This window comes from Gimesia benthica, assembly GCF_009720525.1.
GTDB classification, from domain to species: Bacteria; Planctomycetota; Planctomycetia; order Planctomycetales; family Planctomycetaceae; genus Gimesia; species Gimesia benthica.
In genome coordinates, this window is record NZ_CP043930.1 from 6661434 (window position 1) to 6677456 (window position 16023).

At 53.5% G+C, this 16023-nt stretch carries 11 protein-coding genes; 8 read left to right on the top strand and 3 right to left on the bottom strand.

Annotated elements, in window-relative coordinates; translation table 11 throughout:
* Positions 1 to 33: 33 nt before the first annotated feature.
* Together F1728_RS26080 and F1728_RS26085 are read right to left on the bottom strand one after the other, a co-directional pair.
* Positions 34 to 1062, bottom strand: a complete 1029-nt coding sequence (locus F1728_RS26080) for a vWA domain-containing protein (RefSeq protein ID WP_155366486.1) — start codon at positions 1060 to 1062, stop codon at positions 34 to 36.
* Positions 1063 to 1230: 168 nt separating this feature from the next.
* Entirely contained in the window at positions 1231 to 2196 is a 966-nt protein-coding gene (locus tag F1728_RS26085) for a LolA family protein (protein WP_155366487.1), read from the bottom strand.
* Positions 2197 to 2518: 322 nt separating this feature from the next.
* Here F1728_RS26085 and F1728_RS26090 point away from each other — a divergent pair, with 322 nt between their 5' ends.
* The 6 genes from F1728_RS26090 (at position 2519) to F1728_RS26115 (ending at position 9813) form a co-directional block, all read left to right on the top strand.
* The gene (locus F1728_RS26090; protein WP_228030356.1) at positions 2519 to 3658 is read left to right on the top strand and encodes a hypothetical protein; all 1140 of its coding nucleotides are present in this window, start codon (positions 2519 to 2521) and stop codon (positions 3656 to 3658) included.
* A 162-nt stretch (positions 3659 to 3820) separates the two neighbouring features.
* Positions 3821 to 4564 (top strand): hypothetical protein, encoded by a 744-nt coding sequence (locus F1728_RS26095; RefSeq protein ID WP_149344650.1) that lies wholly within the window; start codon positions 3821 to 3823, stop codon positions 4562 to 4564.
* 67 nt (positions 4565 to 4631) lie between these two features.
* On the top strand, positions 4632 to 5888 hold the full coding sequence (locus F1728_RS26100; RefSeq protein ID WP_155366488.1) for an isopeptide-forming domain-containing fimbrial protein: 1257 nt from the start codon (positions 4632 to 4634) through the stop codon (positions 5886 to 5888).
* A gap of 474 nt (positions 5889 to 6362) precedes the next feature.
* Entirely contained in the window at positions 6363 to 6698 is a 336-nt protein-coding gene (locus tag F1728_RS26105) for an STAS domain-containing protein (RefSeq protein ID WP_155366489.1), read from the top strand.
* A gap of 905 nt (positions 6699 to 7603) precedes the next feature.
* The gene (locus tag F1728_RS26110; RefSeq protein ID WP_194242535.1) at positions 7604 to 8719 is read left to right on the top strand and encodes a serine hydrolase domain-containing protein; all 1116 of its coding nucleotides are present in this window, start codon (positions 7604 to 7606) and stop codon (positions 8717 to 8719) included.
* Between the two features lie 284 nt (positions 8720 to 9003).
* Positions 9004 to 9813: a lysophospholipid acyltransferase family protein gene (locus F1728_RS26115; RefSeq protein WP_155366491.1), complete on the top strand. Its 810-nt coding sequence runs from the start codon at positions 9004 to 9006 to the stop codon at positions 9811 to 9813.
* On the opposite strand, the gene F1728_RS26120 is transcribed toward F1728_RS26115, so the two are convergent.
* Positions 9773 to 12712 (bottom strand): putative Ig domain-containing protein, encoded by a 2940-nt coding sequence (locus F1728_RS26120; protein WP_155366492.1) that lies wholly within the window; start codon positions 12710 to 12712, stop codon positions 9773 to 9775. The genes F1728_RS26115 and F1728_RS26120 overlap by 41 nt on opposite strands.
* Positions 12713 to 13023: 311 nt before the next feature.
* On the opposite strand from F1728_RS26120, the gene F1728_RS26125 reads away from it, so the two are divergent.
* Both F1728_RS26125 and glnA read left to right on the top strand, forming a co-directional pair.
* On the top strand, positions 13024 to 13740 hold the full coding sequence (locus F1728_RS26125; protein WP_155366493.1) for a pyridoxine 5'-phosphate synthase: 717 nt from the start codon (positions 13024 to 13026) through the stop codon (positions 13738 to 13740).
* Between the two features lie 631 nt (positions 13741 to 14371).
* Positions 14372 to 15784 (top strand): type I glutamate--ammonia ligase, encoded by a 1413-nt coding sequence (gene glnA, locus F1728_RS26130; RefSeq protein ID WP_155366494.1) that lies wholly within the window; start codon positions 14372 to 14374, stop codon positions 15782 to 15784.
* Positions 15785 to 16023 lie beyond the last annotated feature (239 nt).

The window sequence follows — 16023 nt, forward strand, 5'->3', positions numbered from 1 at the left end:
GAGAAGATCAGCAGATTCAATGGTGCTGACCTCCTAGCGTTTGATAATAAATTTACGGACATTGTAATAGCGGTAACTGCCTCGATTCTGTCGCGCGAGCTTATCGAGGGAATTCCCCTCTTTCACCGGAAACCCCTCGCCGAATTCGATGCAGTGAATCTTCGCTTTACCAGCATTCAGACGGCGAATTTCATTCAGATCTGCACTGGAGAGCTGAGGATGTTTCGCGTCCGTCAGGAAGAATATGACATCTGGGTGAAAACTTAAAGCTCTCTTTAAGGCGGGCAGGTGATCAGTACCGCCATCGGGCTCGACACTCTGGATAAACTGACGTGCCAGCGTGCGGTTGATGTCCGAAGCATAGGGCATTTCGGAGTCGTTTCCGCGGTGTTTCATCGCCCGGGTGGTTGTATTGTAGAAGATGATCTGGAACTGCTGATGATGATTGAGCCCGGACAGACTGGCGATGAGCTCGGAGCGGGCCTTGCGGATCGGGGCGCCCTGGGGAGCAGCCATACTGCCTGAGCAGTCCATGACGAACACGAACCGTTTGCCGGAATCGACGGCGTCGAAAAAGTTGACTTTACCGGAACCCATCACAGGTGGGGCCAGGGCTGCTGCAGGTGACATCACCAGATCGCTGGTGGGATCTGAATTGGGGGAGTTCGGGAGATTCGGCGACTGCACCGGACCTGCTCCCAGTAGTTTGGTGTTGAGTTCAGGTAATTGTGGATCCACGGGCGGTTTCTGGTCCATGACCTCGGTCACCTGTGGTTGCGCCAGCGGAGTCGGCTGGTTTTCAAGCGTTTCCTGTGGTTCCTGATCCGCGTCTTCCAGCTGATCGGCATCGGGGGACTGTTTGACGTAGATGCCTACACTACGGAGTTCACCTTCATCACCGCCGGTCTGGCCACTGTCACAGCGGTTGAGGCTGGAGATCAGAATCAGCAGAATCAGCGAATGAATGGCCAGTGAGGCAGCCCAGCTCGGAACCACCAGCAGAGGCGAGTTTTTCTGCCAGCGGGAGGTTCGCTGTTCAAGTTCTGTTAATGCTGCCGGCATGAGGAGTGGTCCGCAGTTCTAACTGGCTTCCGGAAAGGATTAAACGCAGGTCTAAGTTCATTAAGTGTATGATATTTCAGAGTTTAATGTGAGAGCAGATTGCCAGGACTCCCTCGTTTCGACCCGAAAGTGTAATAGAACGGGAGCCCTGCTACGTTTCATACGTGTTTATTGGCTTAACTGTTTAAGGTATTGATGAGTGATATCCACCGGAAACACACCATCGGGGGGTTCATACGCGAATTGCGTCGCAGCAATAGGGGCATTCAGGGTCACCTTGCTGAAATTCAGGGTCACCATGCGGTCCATGGTTTCCTGGTTCTTTTTCAGGTAGACAATCCGGCGTGGAAACAGAGTGTCTGGATCGAGATAAATTCTGACTCCATCCGGCACATAAGCGGGTAACTGGGCCGGGGCATTGGGATCTCCCCCTTTAAACTGAGCGAGAAAGCCTTCTTTCCAGCTTCCATTCAGAACGGTCAGGGTTTTGCCACTGATGGTTCGTTCGGCGACGCTTTCAAACTGCATGTTCTTCTGAATCGCCGCTAACAGCCCGGGTAGACCACCCAGACCGAGTTGTGCCACCAGCAGATTTGGTTGGGAGTTGGGATTCATCTGGGCCTGTTTCATGATTGCCTGTACATCACGGCGGGTGACTCGAGAATTCCCTTTAATATTGTGTTCTGTCCAGAGAACCTGTCCATCACAGATTTCGAGCAGGGTTCCGACCGGTTTTCCGTCCTCTTTACGGCTTTGGACTTCGAATTCCAGTCTGAGCTTCAGGTCTTTTCCCTGCAGATACTTCCCTTTAATGTGAAACGGCTTGGGGCCGATCTGCACTGTTTCCGTGATTTCCGCCTGGATTGAGCTGTAGGCCAGCAGTTTCTCCCTCGATTTTTTGAGGAGTGCCTCTGCATAAGCCGGATTTTTTTTCAGATTCTTTTCGCCTGAAGAATCACCTTCCGGGACCTCCGCGGGACTGCTTTCGGGATCAGCCAGGGCCAGACTCGCCTGGGGAACTGTCGCTGTATCCTTATTAGCAGCAGCAGCTTGTGATAACTGTTCCCAGGGAAAAAAGTTGTAAAGTCCTGCCAGTAACAGGAGGCCGACCATAAAAGTTAAATTGCGTAACATGTTCTAATTGTTCGGAAAAAAACGAATTTATCAAAGAATCAGACCACTTCGGTCCGAAAACAGATGTATGAGGTCATCCATGTACCTCTAGCTGGCTGGAGTATGCAGTCAGCAGGCCGTACAGCTCAGAGTGTTGCGTTGAAATTCAGGGTCTTTGCATTTTAACGGATATTCGGGTTTGGGGTCGACCTGAAAACTGAGTCTTTTTTGAACCGTACGTCGACCGTTCCCAATTCCCAGGAATCGACGTCTGTGTTTGTGATGGGCGGTTCTTCACTTAACTAGTCGCATTATTCGTCGTGGGGTATTCGAACAAGGGGTCATGATGAAGTACTACTTCCTGGCTTTAGGTACATTGGTTGTTGTCTGTGTTGGCTGTGCAGCCGACGGACAGCAAGTTATTAAAAAGGGTGAGTATGTTGCTCCACCCGCTGCCATGATGCAGCGGCCGGGGCCAATGGTGGATGGACCAGGTCCCGGCGTATTGCCGATGCTGGCACCACCACCAGCCAGTGCATTCGCTGCACGGACATCACAGATTCGGTTTGTGGGTCCCGCTGGCATGAAAGTGGGCTGGCAGGTTGCGGAAGGTTATGCCGAAAACCAGATCACCGCTCCTGGACGTTACAACTTTAACCAGGGGGCAACCTACCGGTTAAAGCTGTCACACATTCCGGGCCGCTCAATTCCGGCACTGTATCCGTCACTGCAGGTTTATCCGTCGCATCCGACGACCGATGCTTACCTGTCACACAACAGTATTCCTCTGGAAATCACTCCGGAAGACCTGGATCAGGTTGAAAGTAACAACTTTGTTACTAAGGTCATCTACCTGCCGGATGAAAAATTCCAGGAACTGGCAATCGCCGGTGTCGAAACTCTGGTTTCTACCCGTCTTGATCCCGGTGTAGACCCTGTCGCAGAAGCAGATCGTCGCGGTACGATCATGGCTGTCCTGCGGATGGGTAACATGGATCTGGAGATGCCCTCCGGTGACGGTGGAAACGAAACAGTATCACAGGTCTCTTACGATGGTGACGCTGGAGCTCACATGGCTCCCATGCCGATCCCCGGAGATACCATTGGTGTGACTTCCGGTGTCCCGGTTCCGACCATGGTCGGAGGAATGGGAGCACCTGGTCAGCCGGCTTACAACCCGATTGCAGGCATGGGACCAACTCCCGCCTGGGGTATGCCGATGACCGGTACACCGATCGGATTGCCCGGACCTCCTCACATTCCGCTGGGGGGACCCGCCAGTCTGAAATCACACACCATTCGGAACGTCTCCAAGACCAATCTTCCGAAACCGGTTGATCACTTCCTGATCGATGTCAAACAGGATCCGGCTCCAAGCCTGCCGAAACCTGTCAAGTACATCCAGTACTCAGAAAGTCATCCGGTACACTCTCCAGGCCAGGTATCGTATCCTCGTACGATGGCTCCCGGCCCGGGATATTAAAAGACTCAGGACCCACGCAGCACTCCCTGTCGCCTTCAGGGAGTGCTGCCCCTTGTCTTTTCGATTGCACTTCTGCTCGACCTGTTTCCTCTCCTGCTTCGCAACCGTCTTGATTTTTCTCCTGTCATCCTTTCGGACAACTGATTGTAGAAAATTTCTGTTATGACAAGTTTCATTCGACAAAACCGATCACGCTTATTAGCCATGCTGTTAATGACCATGATCGTTTTTGTCATGGATCTGCAGACCGCCTGGTCGCAGCAGATGGTTGGCGGACGGCAATACAATGTGGGGAACCGGTTCTACCATCCCCTCAATCAGCGCACGCCTCCGGGAGTTGCTGGCCAGTGGGCCGCTCTCTCAGGTCAGGTTCAGGAAGGCTATGTTCAGCCGATGCGGGTTTCGCTGCCCTCCAAAGGAACTGTCACTTTCTATGTGAATGGTCCCGAGCAGACGATTCGGAAAGCATCACCTGCTCCGATTGGCTTTGCCGTCGGTTATGTCTATCGCGTTAAAATCAGCGACATGCCTGAATTTCCGGGTGTCGAGCTGTATCCGACGATTGAACTCATCGATCGCCTGCATCCACCAGCGGGACTGGCAGAACAGTATCCCGTGCCGGTGAGCATTACCGAAGAAGATATCGAACTGGTCATGTCTGGTAGAATGGTTTCCAAGGTTGTGTACCTGGAACGTCCCCAGACTGCGGTTCCAGCGACTTATCAGAAACAGCCGACACAATCGATCTCAGCGCAGAAGAATCTGATCGCCGAGGCCGATCTGTTAGGGCGTCCGATGTTGATCTTACGAATTGGCGGCCGACTGCCTTCAACGCGTGGTGAAGATCCCGCGTTTTATGGTGGAGCTCCTGTAGTCGAATTACAGGCTCCGGCTGACCAGAACTGAGAATGGTGTAAGTGAAGGAAATCCCGTGTTGAATCTGTCGTACCGAAAATTGAGAGGAGCATCGCGAGTGCAGCGTGTCTGCTCTGCGGCTGCGATGATACTGCTGAGTGTCAGTAGCGGGTGTTCCAGTCTGTCACCTGTCACAGGATCGCTCCCCTGGAGCAAACAGACCGCTTCACCCATCGATCAGCAGCCTCCTGCCATTCAGCATGCCGACTTTGATGCCAATGTCGGAGCGGCTCGTCTTTCCGCGCCTGCGAAACAGCCTGCAGCTGCCTCACCGATTCAACAGGTCGCTTATCAGCAACCGATGCCTGCTGCCTGTCCTCCGCGTCCCGCATACTGCGAGTTCTCAGCTGCGGTTCAGCGAGATTATACACTGCCCGCCGGCAGCGACCCTGAAATGGTCAGAATGTACCCCGACGAATATCTGTTCGACGGCGGTGATCGCGAAAACCCCGTCCATTATGATGACTACAGCCGCCTGGGACTGGATACCGAAGATACCATCGTGGAATACCAGACCCACAAAGGCAATCACGAAGTCAAGAAATCAAACCGGGTCGCGGTCTACGCACCCCGTTTCGCTGCGATTCGCACCGCGAGCACTCCTCTGTCCGGAACTTCAATCGATGCTCTGGCCACCACGGAAGATACCGTTAAAGGCGTCGGCATCGATGCTCGGACTGTGATCTCTCAGCACAAACAACGTGAGCAGCTCGAAGGCATCCGCATGCGTTCCCGCGCCAGTGGCGTCGAAACCGAACAACAGCAGGGTGCTGTGGGACAGACAGCTTTACTGGGCGGTCATACCAAGCTGACCAACCTCTACCAGGATACAGGCACCGAAACCACAGGACAGTTTGAACAGTCGGACGAAGCACGCATTGCTTACCAGGTTCAGGCCGCAGCTATCTGGTCTCGAGCTCAGTTCCCTGTCATCGCGATTCGCTCCCAGTCGGCTCACTCTTCGAAGAGTGCCGTCAAGCCGGAAGAATACGTTGGCATCGAAGACAAACGTAAAACCGAAGGTAATCTTCAACTCATCAAAATGGCTGACAAGAAAAATGCCAAGCCGGGTGACGAGATCCTGTTTACCATCAAATATGAAAACGTGGGTGACTTCGATGTCGAAGGCATCAAGATCGTCGACAACCTGACACCGCGTCTGGAATACATCGAAGACAGTGCCACCTCAGACAGAGCAGGGCGGCTCATCGTCGAAGACAATCAGGAAGGCAGCCTCATCCTGACCTTCGAAGTCGATGAAACAGTCAAAGGACATACCGGAGGTGTCGTCACCTTCAAGGCTCGGGTTCGCTAAACCTGAACCGGTAACAATACCCTAAGTGGATTCCCGCGAATCCAAAGCCCGCTTGGCAATTTGTCGAGCGGGCTTTTTCTTTGGTTACATCGCCAACCCTCTGCTGCCGCTTATCAGGGCAGAGCGTGCGCCCACCACAGGCAGAGTGCCATCGGCCGTGTGTTTCAATTTACTACAGAGTGAGGTATTTTACTGCACCTTTTTGCGACTCCCGAATTTAACAGTTTCTTTAAATAAGTGATTGGCGAGTTGCTAAGTGATTATTTGACAGTTCTTTATGGTTAGTGTTCTTTATGTGGCGATCCGATCACGTCGCCGGGATTCCGGGGCTCGCTGATTGGCACATGAATTGCCAGAGTATGCTTGCGTCAAGCATCTGAAACGTAATGCAGCACCCGGGACTTTGTTGTTCTCTTACATATTTTATTCTTCTGCTGCTGCGTTTCCTGTCCCTTTCATAAGGATGAGTACAAGATGACGGTTCAACAGGGAGGCATACTCCAGGTTTACCATGCCGGTCCACTCTGTGTGGCAGGGTTTGGCGGGAAGGATATCCTTGATACGTTCAGCGTCAAAGATATTCGAGATGAATTGCTGGAACTGGTCAAAGAAAATCAGTGTGAAACACTGGCTCTCGACCTCACCGGCGTCAAATTGATTCCGAGCGGCATGCTCGGGCTGCTGGCTTCCATGCGAGATCTCAACATCGACATCCATTTGTATAACCCCTCGGAAGATATCCGCGAGGTCCTGGAAATCACCAGGCTGAACCAGTTCATGCATCTGCATGATGTCGAAATCCCTTACTGATTTTTTCTACCATTCGAAGTCATTAGCGAAGGTCAACTCCGGTTGGCCTTCGCTTTTTTTATTGTCCCCGTCACCGCTGACGCGAAACGTCCCTCCCGTGACACAGACGACACATTCATGCCCGCCTGTCGATCTGCTTCCCTGAAAATCACCTGCACGCAACTGAACAGACTGGACTTGATCGACGCTCCCAGAATCCTATTCTTGTGCAATTGTGCTTCGCGCGCGAGGCGGACGATGCGTGCACCGGAACACAACGCACTAATAACACAACAGCACCTGAATCAACGTCGATTTTCACTACATCTGCACTGGAATAAAAAACACCGGTTCCCCATGTCTCGTAAAATCTCAAATCATTTCGGAGCACCTTCAGAGCATTTCGCAGCACATTCGCCAGCAACTCACACGATTTCACAGTCCCCCCCATAGCACAATCTCCGCTTGACCCAGCGACGCCCTTTCTCAAAATACAATCCAAACATAACGGTCCTCAATAAAACTGAGCGGCAAGGCGCTAGCCGCCGGTAATCAGTCCTGACGAGTAATAGAATCAGGTATCATTATTTATCCACTCACAAAAAAAGGGTGGCCCCGAATGTAATTCGGGCCGAGCGCAGCGAGCAGGAAACCGACTGTACGAACCACAAAAATATTCACAGCAATCCTACCCATGAACACAACAAACTCAGGTATCCACAAAACACGAAAACTCCAACCCAGCAATCTTACGAATCGCCACCCACCACGCGACCTGAAAACCGAACACCTGGTGCACAACCACACGAACTCCCTTTATGAGGGACAATTCGCAACCGACCGGGTATATTAGGCGTAGTGCGTCTCCCGAACTCCGTTCCGGACACACTCCCGCAGCAACCCATACAGCAGGAAATAAAATCCAGATGTCCCGCATTCATCCCGCACGTTGGCAGACCGTCGTACAACTCGTCGACCAGTATTGTGAATCCGGTCAGGTTCCCGCGATCGCCTTACAGGTCATGACCGGTGAAACCACGTGTCACTATTGCCAGGGGCGACAGCACGTCGAAGATGACAACGGCACCCTGCGTGACGATGCGATTTTCCTGGTGGCCTCCATCACCAAACCCATCGTCGTGCTCGGCGTGCTCAAGCTGCTCGAACAGGGGGAACTGCTGCTCAACGACCGTGTGAAACAATACATCCCTGAATTCGGTTGTGCCGGCAAACACGGAATTACGATCCGAAATCTGATGACACACACTTCAGGCCTGCCGGACATGTTGCCCAATAATCGCGAACTGAGATCAGCCCAGGCCCCGCTGTCCGAATTCGTCAGACAGATTTGTGAACTGACGCCCGACGAACCACCTGGCCGGATCGTGCAGTATCAAAGTACCGGCATCGCGATTCTCGGCGAACTGATCCAACGCATCACAGGCAAGTCGGCTCCCCAGTATCTGCAGGACGAACTCTTCCAGCCGCTGGAGATGCACGACACCGCCCTGGGCGTTCCCCCCGCATGGTCTGAGGGAGACGCGGCCCGCCTGGAGCGCATCGTCGAAATCCATGTGCCCCCGGAATTGAATGTGGAGCCCCACTGGGACTGGAACAGTCCCTACTGGCGTGGCTTTGGTGCTCCCTGGGGCGGACTCTTTACTACCCCCACAGACCTGGGAAAGCTGGTCGATATGCTGCAGCAGCAGGGACTGGCTCTGGATCAGCGCCTCTTCTCCGCACAGACAATCCGCCAGGCAACCCGTGACCAGCTGCCTGAAATTCCCGGCCTCTCGGAAACCGCCCGCCAGGGAAAAGGCTGGGGACTGGGCTGGCAGATCGTCACCCGGGCCAAAAGCGATTACTACGGCGATCTTCTCTCTGACCAGGCATATGGACACGGCGGCGCAACGGGAACAGTCCTCTGGATCGATCCTCAACTCGACGCCGCCGCCATCATCCTGACCACGGAACCCCAGGAACCACACGGCCGGTACCTGGCCCGCTTGAGCAACGCCATCGTAGCCGCCATCGAAGTGTAGTTATTCGCTCTGTCAGTGTTGCTCATGAGCCGCAGGGCGTTAACCCCGGTTGAGACGAGTTTGATATATAGCATCCGAATTAAGAAACACTGACTGGCCCCGATTCCGCTCTAAACATGATATATTTCCTCAGTTGAATATAGATCTTTGATGAACACGACTTCGCTGATGCCACTCTGTCTGCATTATTGTTGATTTGCCGAATTTATTCACGGTATAATCAAGATCCTCAAACCTGATATCGTATCTGAACTTCCCGCACACTTTTCAATTTATGATTCTCAATGAGCGCTGAAACAGCCGGTGTTCTGGCACTGGTCATATATCTGTTGATGCTCCTGGCAGTGGTCGTCTACCAGGCGGTAAAACTGCCCGACGGCTGGCGTGCCTGGATTCTGTTCGCGATTACCCGCGTGTATGCGCCCGGGCTCTGGAAGATTAAACGCAATCAGCGCTGCCCCTTTCCCGGCGATTCCGCAGGCATCATCATTGCCAATCATCGCAGTCCCGCTGATCCGATCATTCTCTGGTACAATTCACACCTCGGGAATCCACAGAAAAAAATGCGCTGCATCAGCTTCCTGATGGCGCGGGAGTATTACGAGCGACCGGGCCTGGTCGGCTGGATCTCGCGTGCCATGCATTCGATTCCCGTGGAACGCAATGGGAAGGATGTGGCTCCCGTCCGGGAGGCCTTGCGCAAACTCAAACAGGGTGATCTGATTGGTGTCTTCCCCGAAGGGGGCATTCAGGAGGGGCGATCGATCAAACATGCGAATTCCGGCATCGCTTTTCTGGCGCTCCGTTCTCAGGCACCCGTCTACCCGGTGTATATCAACAATTCACCCGGCGGTAAAAACATGGTGGAACCCTTTTACTCTCCCGCTGAGACGTCAATCACTTACGGCGAACCAATCGATCTATCCGCGTACTACGACCTCAAGCATACGAAGGAGATCCTCGAAGAAGTGACCACGCTCATGATGTGGAAACTGGCAGAACTCGGAGACACCGAATATCTAGGTGCCCCGCGTCCTGACGAGCAGGCAGGGCTCATCCCCATGTCAGAAGATCATCGTCGAACGGCGAACTGAAATACACGTCGATCTCCTGCAGTTCCCCCGCAGCTTGTTGCACTTCTAATTCTCTCAGCGGTGCAGACAAACCAGGGACGGACTGCCAGACACCCGCTCCGCTCAGTTCGGATTCCCTGTTTTGCTGATCCAGAATTGGAGTGAGTCCGCGGTCATGCATGAATAACGGATCAATGTCTGCAGCAGCAAACGGAGAAAGACTCCGAGGCGTAGCAGCCTCCCACTGTATTGAGGCGATCATTATCGGCAGGCTAGTCTGAACCGGTTCCTCAACCGTCTGAACAGGAACTGGGTTCTGTTCCTGGGATTCAACTATCGAGTCGACCGGTTCTTCTCCCTGCAGCCCGGCAGAGTCCTGCATCACTGCGGTCGAATAGGAAAACGGTGGAACCGCTGATTGCGTTTCCGCTGCACTGAAAGAACTGACCAGCGGAGCCGCTGTCCAGGCGTGGGGATAGCTGGCAGGCAAATACAGCTCAGGATCTTCGAGCTTCGTACGACCATAGTTGGCCGCCAGCAGCAGCAGGTCGTGGAAATCAACCCTGCCGGACTGGTTGAAGTCCACAGCCCAGGTGTAAGGCAGCGGCGAATCGGCGACATCATGCTGGTAGGCAGTCGCGAACAGAATCAGATCCTGGAAATTGATAGCCCCGTCATCGTTAACATCATAAGGCACCGCCCAGAACTGCGTCGCGGGTATGTCACTGTTTTCCAGCTGATGCGGCGCCTGGTCGACCAGTTCGAGAGACACATTTTCCAGTGCCAGACCTGAGTCAAAAGGACCAATGGACTGCGACCCCAAATCCAGATCAACCTGGTCGGCGACGGTCGGGGCAAAATGAATCCGGGCAAGCAGCACACTCTGATCATCGCCCACATCGGTCGCCAGCGTGCTGGCGCTGATACCTTGAATCAGGCCGCTGGCATCATCGATCAGCGCCGACTGATTCTGCGTAAACGCGGGGCCAAATTCCACGACTGACGCAGTGGTGTACTCCGTCGCATAGGTCAGGTCAAAACTGAACGACACGATGCCGACGTCAGTCAGATTATTGACCTGTCCCCAGACTTCAACCTGAAACGATTCCCATTCATGCAGGTCTCCCGTGTGTGCAGGTAGTACCAGACTTTCACCATTGGCGGCGACCGATGTCGCTGACTTCACCACACGCAACTGCAACTGAGTTCGCGGCAGCGGCGCGACCGTCAACTGGAAGAGCACACTGTCGGTCAAGCCTCCAAGGTCGGCAGCGGTGACTTCAATTTCAATACTGCCAACATCAGCGAACGTGGGGACGCCCGAAAAGACACCCGTCACCGCGTTGAAAATCAACCATCCCGGCAACGGATCACCGTTTGACAAGGCTGCCAACAGCGTGAGCTGATCGCCGTCCGGCAGGTTGGCATCCGTAAAATAGGGACTGACATCCAGGTTGAATGCGGCCCCTTCCGTCAGACTTTGATTGGCAATCGGAGTGGCTACGGGCGCGACATTCGTATAATCGTTATCCAGGATCGTACCGCTGGCAAACGTCGTCTCTCCCAGCAGATAATCATTACCTGCCAGCAACTGGATGGCCAGGCTTTCATCCGGTTCATCGAGCGCATCCTCGAGTACGTCAACCACCAGCGTGGCCGTTGCTGCATCGGCAGCAAATGTGATTTCCCCACTCAGACTTTGAAAGTCCAGCCCCGGTGTGGCACTACCTGAAATCTGATATGCCACCGTCAAAGGCTGATCGATCTGCTCTGCACTCCGCTGGAACACAAATTCCAACTGGCTGCTGCTGAGTTCCTCAACCGGTAACACAGATGTTTCCAGCGTCACGGTCGGCAGGTCCGGCCCATTGACATTCTCTCCCAGGAAGGACAGCATTTCCTGATCGCTGGCCTGGGTCCGCAGATCGAGTCCCTGTAAGGCGACGGGGATCTCAGGGCGATCGAACTGCACGAATTCATAACCGGCAACGAGGTCGGGCTGAAACGCTTCGAAAGGCGTCGGATCGTAGCCGCCCGGCTGCAGAGTGTTGTTGTTCTGATAGAACGGATCATAGTCGTTGGCCTTCGTCCAGTCGGTGTAAGTCACCATACCCACCTGTAGTGTTTCAGGCAGATCGGGGCGATGATATCGGCTGTTTAACACCCAGTCCTGGCCGGGAATCTGGTACAGCGTGTAAGCGGAGTCGCCGATGCGGGCAATCTGTAACTGGATCACCGCGTTGTTGCCCATGCTCTGCAGCACGAGTGATGAATTGCTGTTGCGGGTGGTCTTGGTCTCCATCTGGAATTGACTGCCGGCATTCCCCCAGCCGAGGGAAAGAAAGATATAGTTTTCCCCGTTGTTGGTCCCGTCGTTCTGATGCGAACCCGGGCTCCAGTCGACTGCCGGATCAGTGATGTCGCGTGGCGTGCGAATCATCAGTCCGCCCAGTGAGTACTGCGAGCCGTTGGGAACATCATCCAGGTCGCTGTCGCCCACATCGTCGCGGTCGGTAATATGCACTTCCGTCGTGATCACAAAATCGCCGGTGATTTCCTTGTAAACCATGGGGCCGCGATAATCCTGGTACCAGACGGTCGTGTGCGGGATCATAACCATCCGGCCCGACTGTGTTCCGTTCACATCCCAGGTTTGCAGCTGATCGCCGGCCCAGCCTTCGGTCTGATACAACCGCTGCCAGTTCGACTGAGTGGCTGCGTCCTCAAAATCATCACTAAGCGCCGTCAGATCATCGGCTGCCAGCATTTGTCGGGTTTCGAGAAGCTCCGTCTGCGACAGGATCGGAGCAGAGCTCGCTTTTAACCGTCGTCGAGATACGCGAACGGACCGCCGGGTAGCATTAGCGAAAATGTGTACGAGCCAGCGGGGAAAGAACTGCTTGTATTCTGGAAACCACATATGTTCTGGCCTGTTGTGAAGGGACGAAAGTCTGCCATCAGCGGGAAACAGTGCCTGCTTCCAGAAGAGATTCGTCAACGAAACAGGAATGCGACAAAAGATCAGGATTTTCTTTGAAATTGACCTGATTGCCGAAGTTTCTGCCGGGCCGATTCTGGAACTGAGAGGAAAAAGCAATAAGATAAGGGAGATTCTTGAGTGAACGCCGAGAACTTTTCTCCGGCCTCGATTGTCGATTTAAGGAATGTCCCGGGGGGCTGAGTTTCTTCCCCACCTCGCCAATCTGACTTTATTTGAACAGAAAGCATGTAATGCCCGCTTTAGGTGTAAACATTGACCACGTCGCCACCGTCCGTCAGGCTCGTTTAACCTTTGAACCGGATCCCGTCTGGGCGGCCGTGCTGGCGGAACTGGGAGGCGCGGATGGCATTACCCTGCACCTGCGTGAGGATCGACGGCATATTCAGGATCACGACCTCTACACCATGAAAAAAACGGTTCAGGTCAAACTGAACCTTGAGATGGCGGCGGAAGAAGAAATGACGGCGATTGCCTTGGAGGTCCGCCCCGATCAGGTTTCCCTGGTTCCCGAAAAGCGGGAAGAGCTGACGACCGAAGGAGGCCTGGATGTGGTCGCCAATCTGGAGCGGGTTGAGCAATGTGTACACCAGCTGCAACAGGTAGGGATTGAGGTCAGCCTGTTTATCGACCCCGATGTCGAACAGATCGCGGCTGCAAAACAGGTGGGAGTACACGCTGTCGAATTGCACACCGGCCGCTATGCCGATGCGACCTCGGCCGACGAACAGCAGAAAGAATATGACGTCATCGTGAAAGCCTCCGAGTTTACCGTCGCGCAGGGACTGAAGCTGCATATGGGGCACGGATTGACGTATCGTAATGTTTCGAAGATCGCCGCCATACCCGATGTCTGTGAGCTGAATATCGGTCACAGCATCGTCTCGCGGGCAGTGCTGGTCGGCATGGAACAGGCGGTTCGCGAGATGAAAGCACTGGTGACCGTTTAGTCGTTATACAGGCGTCTCAAATAATTAAAGATCCTTTAGAATGCCGCTGCTCTGCGGGACCACTGCGCGCCCGTCTTTCGCTTGTCTGGCTAATCGTTACAGGCTGTTGATTTTATTTGACTGTCATGATTTAAGCACTCCTGCAGGCAAGCCGGATTTCATGAGAGAAGTCTTGCCACACAGTAGATTTCTCGGTCCTGATACGTTAAGGTGATTTTCAAACTGGCAACCTGCGCCGACTGAAGTTTCCGTCAACATCAGACCCGGTCGCAGGTTGTGCCTGAGGGTTTCGGTATGGTTGCGAACTCCTGCAATCGCTATCTGTCCAGCCGATCTACTTTGATGTCAGGAAGATAAAAAGTAGCCCGAAAAAGTGAGTCGCCAGACACTCTGTTGATAAGCAGTGGAGCCCGTCTGACTCACGGCGAAAACGAGTAAAGAGAAAAGCGTTCTAAGATCTGAATCGTTCTGGTTTTACTTGAGTAGCTTTTGGAGCAGTCCGCAGTGTTTTCTGTGAACTGTCGTCTTTGCTTGAACTATTTTTTGGAAATGATCGGTTCTACGCAGGACAGGGTAAGGCGGACCTCTTCACCTGCAGTATCACTCAGAATTTTAGAGGAGCAAATTAACGATGACTCCCAAGGACTTTTTTGCCTTCGCAGAAAAAAATGGCGCCAAGATGGTAGACTTAAAGTTTACCGACATCTTTGGTACCTGGCAGCACTGCTCGTACCCCCTCAGCACCTGGGATGAAGGTACTTTTGAAGACGGCGTCGGCTTCGACGGCTCTTCAATCCGTGGCTGGCAGACAATCGACAGCTCAGACATGCTGGCTGTTCCCGATCCTGCTACCGTGAAAATGGATCCCTTCTTCAAATCGCCGACCGTCAGCGTTCTGGCTGACATCGTCGACCCCATTACCAAAGAAGATTACAACAAAGACCCGCGTGGCGTTGCCAAAAAAGGTCTGGCTTACCTGCAGCAGACCGGCCTGGCCGATGCCTGCTTCATCGGTCCCGAGCCTGAATTCTTCGTTTTCGACGACGTACGTTACCTTTCCAACCAGCGGGGAGCCATGTACGAAATCGACTCTTCGGAAGCTGCCTGGAACACAGGTCGTTCTGAAGAAGGCAACCTGGGCCACAAAGTGGGTTACAAGGGCGGTTACTTCCCCGTAGCTCCCACAGATACCTACGGCGACCTGCGTGCCGAAATGGTTGAAGAACTGCAGAAGGTCGGCATCGTTGTCGAAGCCCACCACCACGAAGTGGCAACCGCCGGTCAGTGTGAAATCGACATGGAATTTTCACCACTGCTGCAGATGGCTGACCAGTTCATGTGGTACAAGTACATCATCAAGAACGTCGCCAAGCGGAACGGAAAAACCGTGACTTTCATGCCGAAACCAGTCTTCGACGATAACGGTTCCGGGATGCACACTCACATCTCACTCTGGAAAGATGGCAACACCCTGATGTACGGTGATGGCTATGCCGGACTGAGTGAATTCGCGATTCACGCTATCGGCGGGATCATCAAGCACGGTCGTGCTCTGATCGCTCTCTCCAACCCGACTGCCAACAGCTTCCACCGTCTGGTGCCTGGCTTCGAAGCGCCCGTGACTCTGGCCATGAGCCAGCGGAACCGTTCTGCTTCCTGCCGTATCCCGATGTACTCCGGCAGCCCAAAGGCAAAGCGTGTTGAGTTCCGTTGCCCCGATCCGACCGCCAACGGTTACCTGAGCTTCACCGCTCTGATGATGGCGATGATCGACGGCGTGCAGAACAAGATCGATCCGGGTGAACCACTCGATCGTGATATCTACGACATGACTCCGGAAGAGCTGGCTGAAACCAACGTCGCTCCCAAGAACCTGGACGAAGCTCTGATCGCTCTCGAAGAAGATCACGAGTTCCTGACAGCTGGCGACGTCTTCAGTGAAGACCTGATCAACTCCTTCATTAAGTACAAGCGGACTGAAGAGTTGGATCCGATTCGTTTACGCCCTCATCCTTATGAGTTCGATCTCTACTACAACGCGTAAGCGTTTCGTTCAGAGTACCGAAATCGGTAATATTCTCGCAGCAGGCCCTCGGGTTTGCTGCGAGTTTTTTATGCGCTGAGATGCAGCAATGCCATAATGGCACTGCCTGTGGCTGGGTGGCGGGTGCCATATTGGCGTTATTTGTGTGTGCGTCTGATTGTATATGCTCTTTTGTGTGAAAAAATATTAGATCATAAGTGATTGATAATAAAAGAATTGTGGTGAAATCTGTTGTTCTG

What these genes read in the sequence shown, in the direction of transcription:
- F1728_RS26110 (WP_194242535.1), top strand. Translation starts at nt 7,604, where the DNA reads ATGTCCCGCATTCATCCCGCACGTTGGCAGACCGTCGTACAACTCGTC.
- F1728_RS26105 (WP_155366489.1), top strand. Translation starts at nt 6,363, where the DNA reads ATGACGGTTCAACAGGGAGGCATACTCCAGGTTTACCATGCCGGTCCA.
- F1728_RS26095 (WP_149344650.1), top strand. Translation starts at nt 3,821, where the DNA reads ATGACAAGTTTCATTCGACAAAACCGATCACGCTTATTAGCCATGCTG.
- F1728_RS26090 (WP_228030356.1), top strand. Translation starts at nt 2,519, where the DNA reads ATGATGAAGTACTACTTCCTGGCTTTAGGTACATTGGTTGTTGTCTGT.
- F1728_RS26115 (WP_155366491.1), top strand. Translation starts at nt 9,004, where the DNA reads ATGAGCGCTGAAACAGCCGGTGTTCTGGCACTGGTCATATATCTGTTG.
- glnA (WP_155366494.1), top strand. Translation starts at nt 14,372, where the DNA reads ATGACTCCCAAGGACTTTTTTGCCTTCGCAGAAAAAAATGGCGCCAAG.
- F1728_RS26080 (WP_155366486.1), bottom strand. Translation starts at nt 1,062, where the DNA reads ATGCCGGCAGCATTAACAGAACTTGAACAGCGAACCTCCCGCTGGCAG.
- F1728_RS26120 (WP_155366492.1), bottom strand. Translation starts at nt 12,712, where the DNA reads ATGTGGTTTCCAGAATACAAGCAGTTCTTTCCCCGCTGGCTCGTACAC.
- F1728_RS26085 (WP_155366487.1), bottom strand. Translation starts at nt 2,196, where the DNA reads ATGTTACGCAATTTAACTTTTATGGTCGGCCTCCTGTTACTGGCAGGA.
- F1728_RS26125 (WP_155366493.1), top strand. Translation starts at nt 13,024, where the DNA reads ATGCCCGCTTTAGGTGTAAACATTGACCACGTCGCCACCGTCCGTCAG.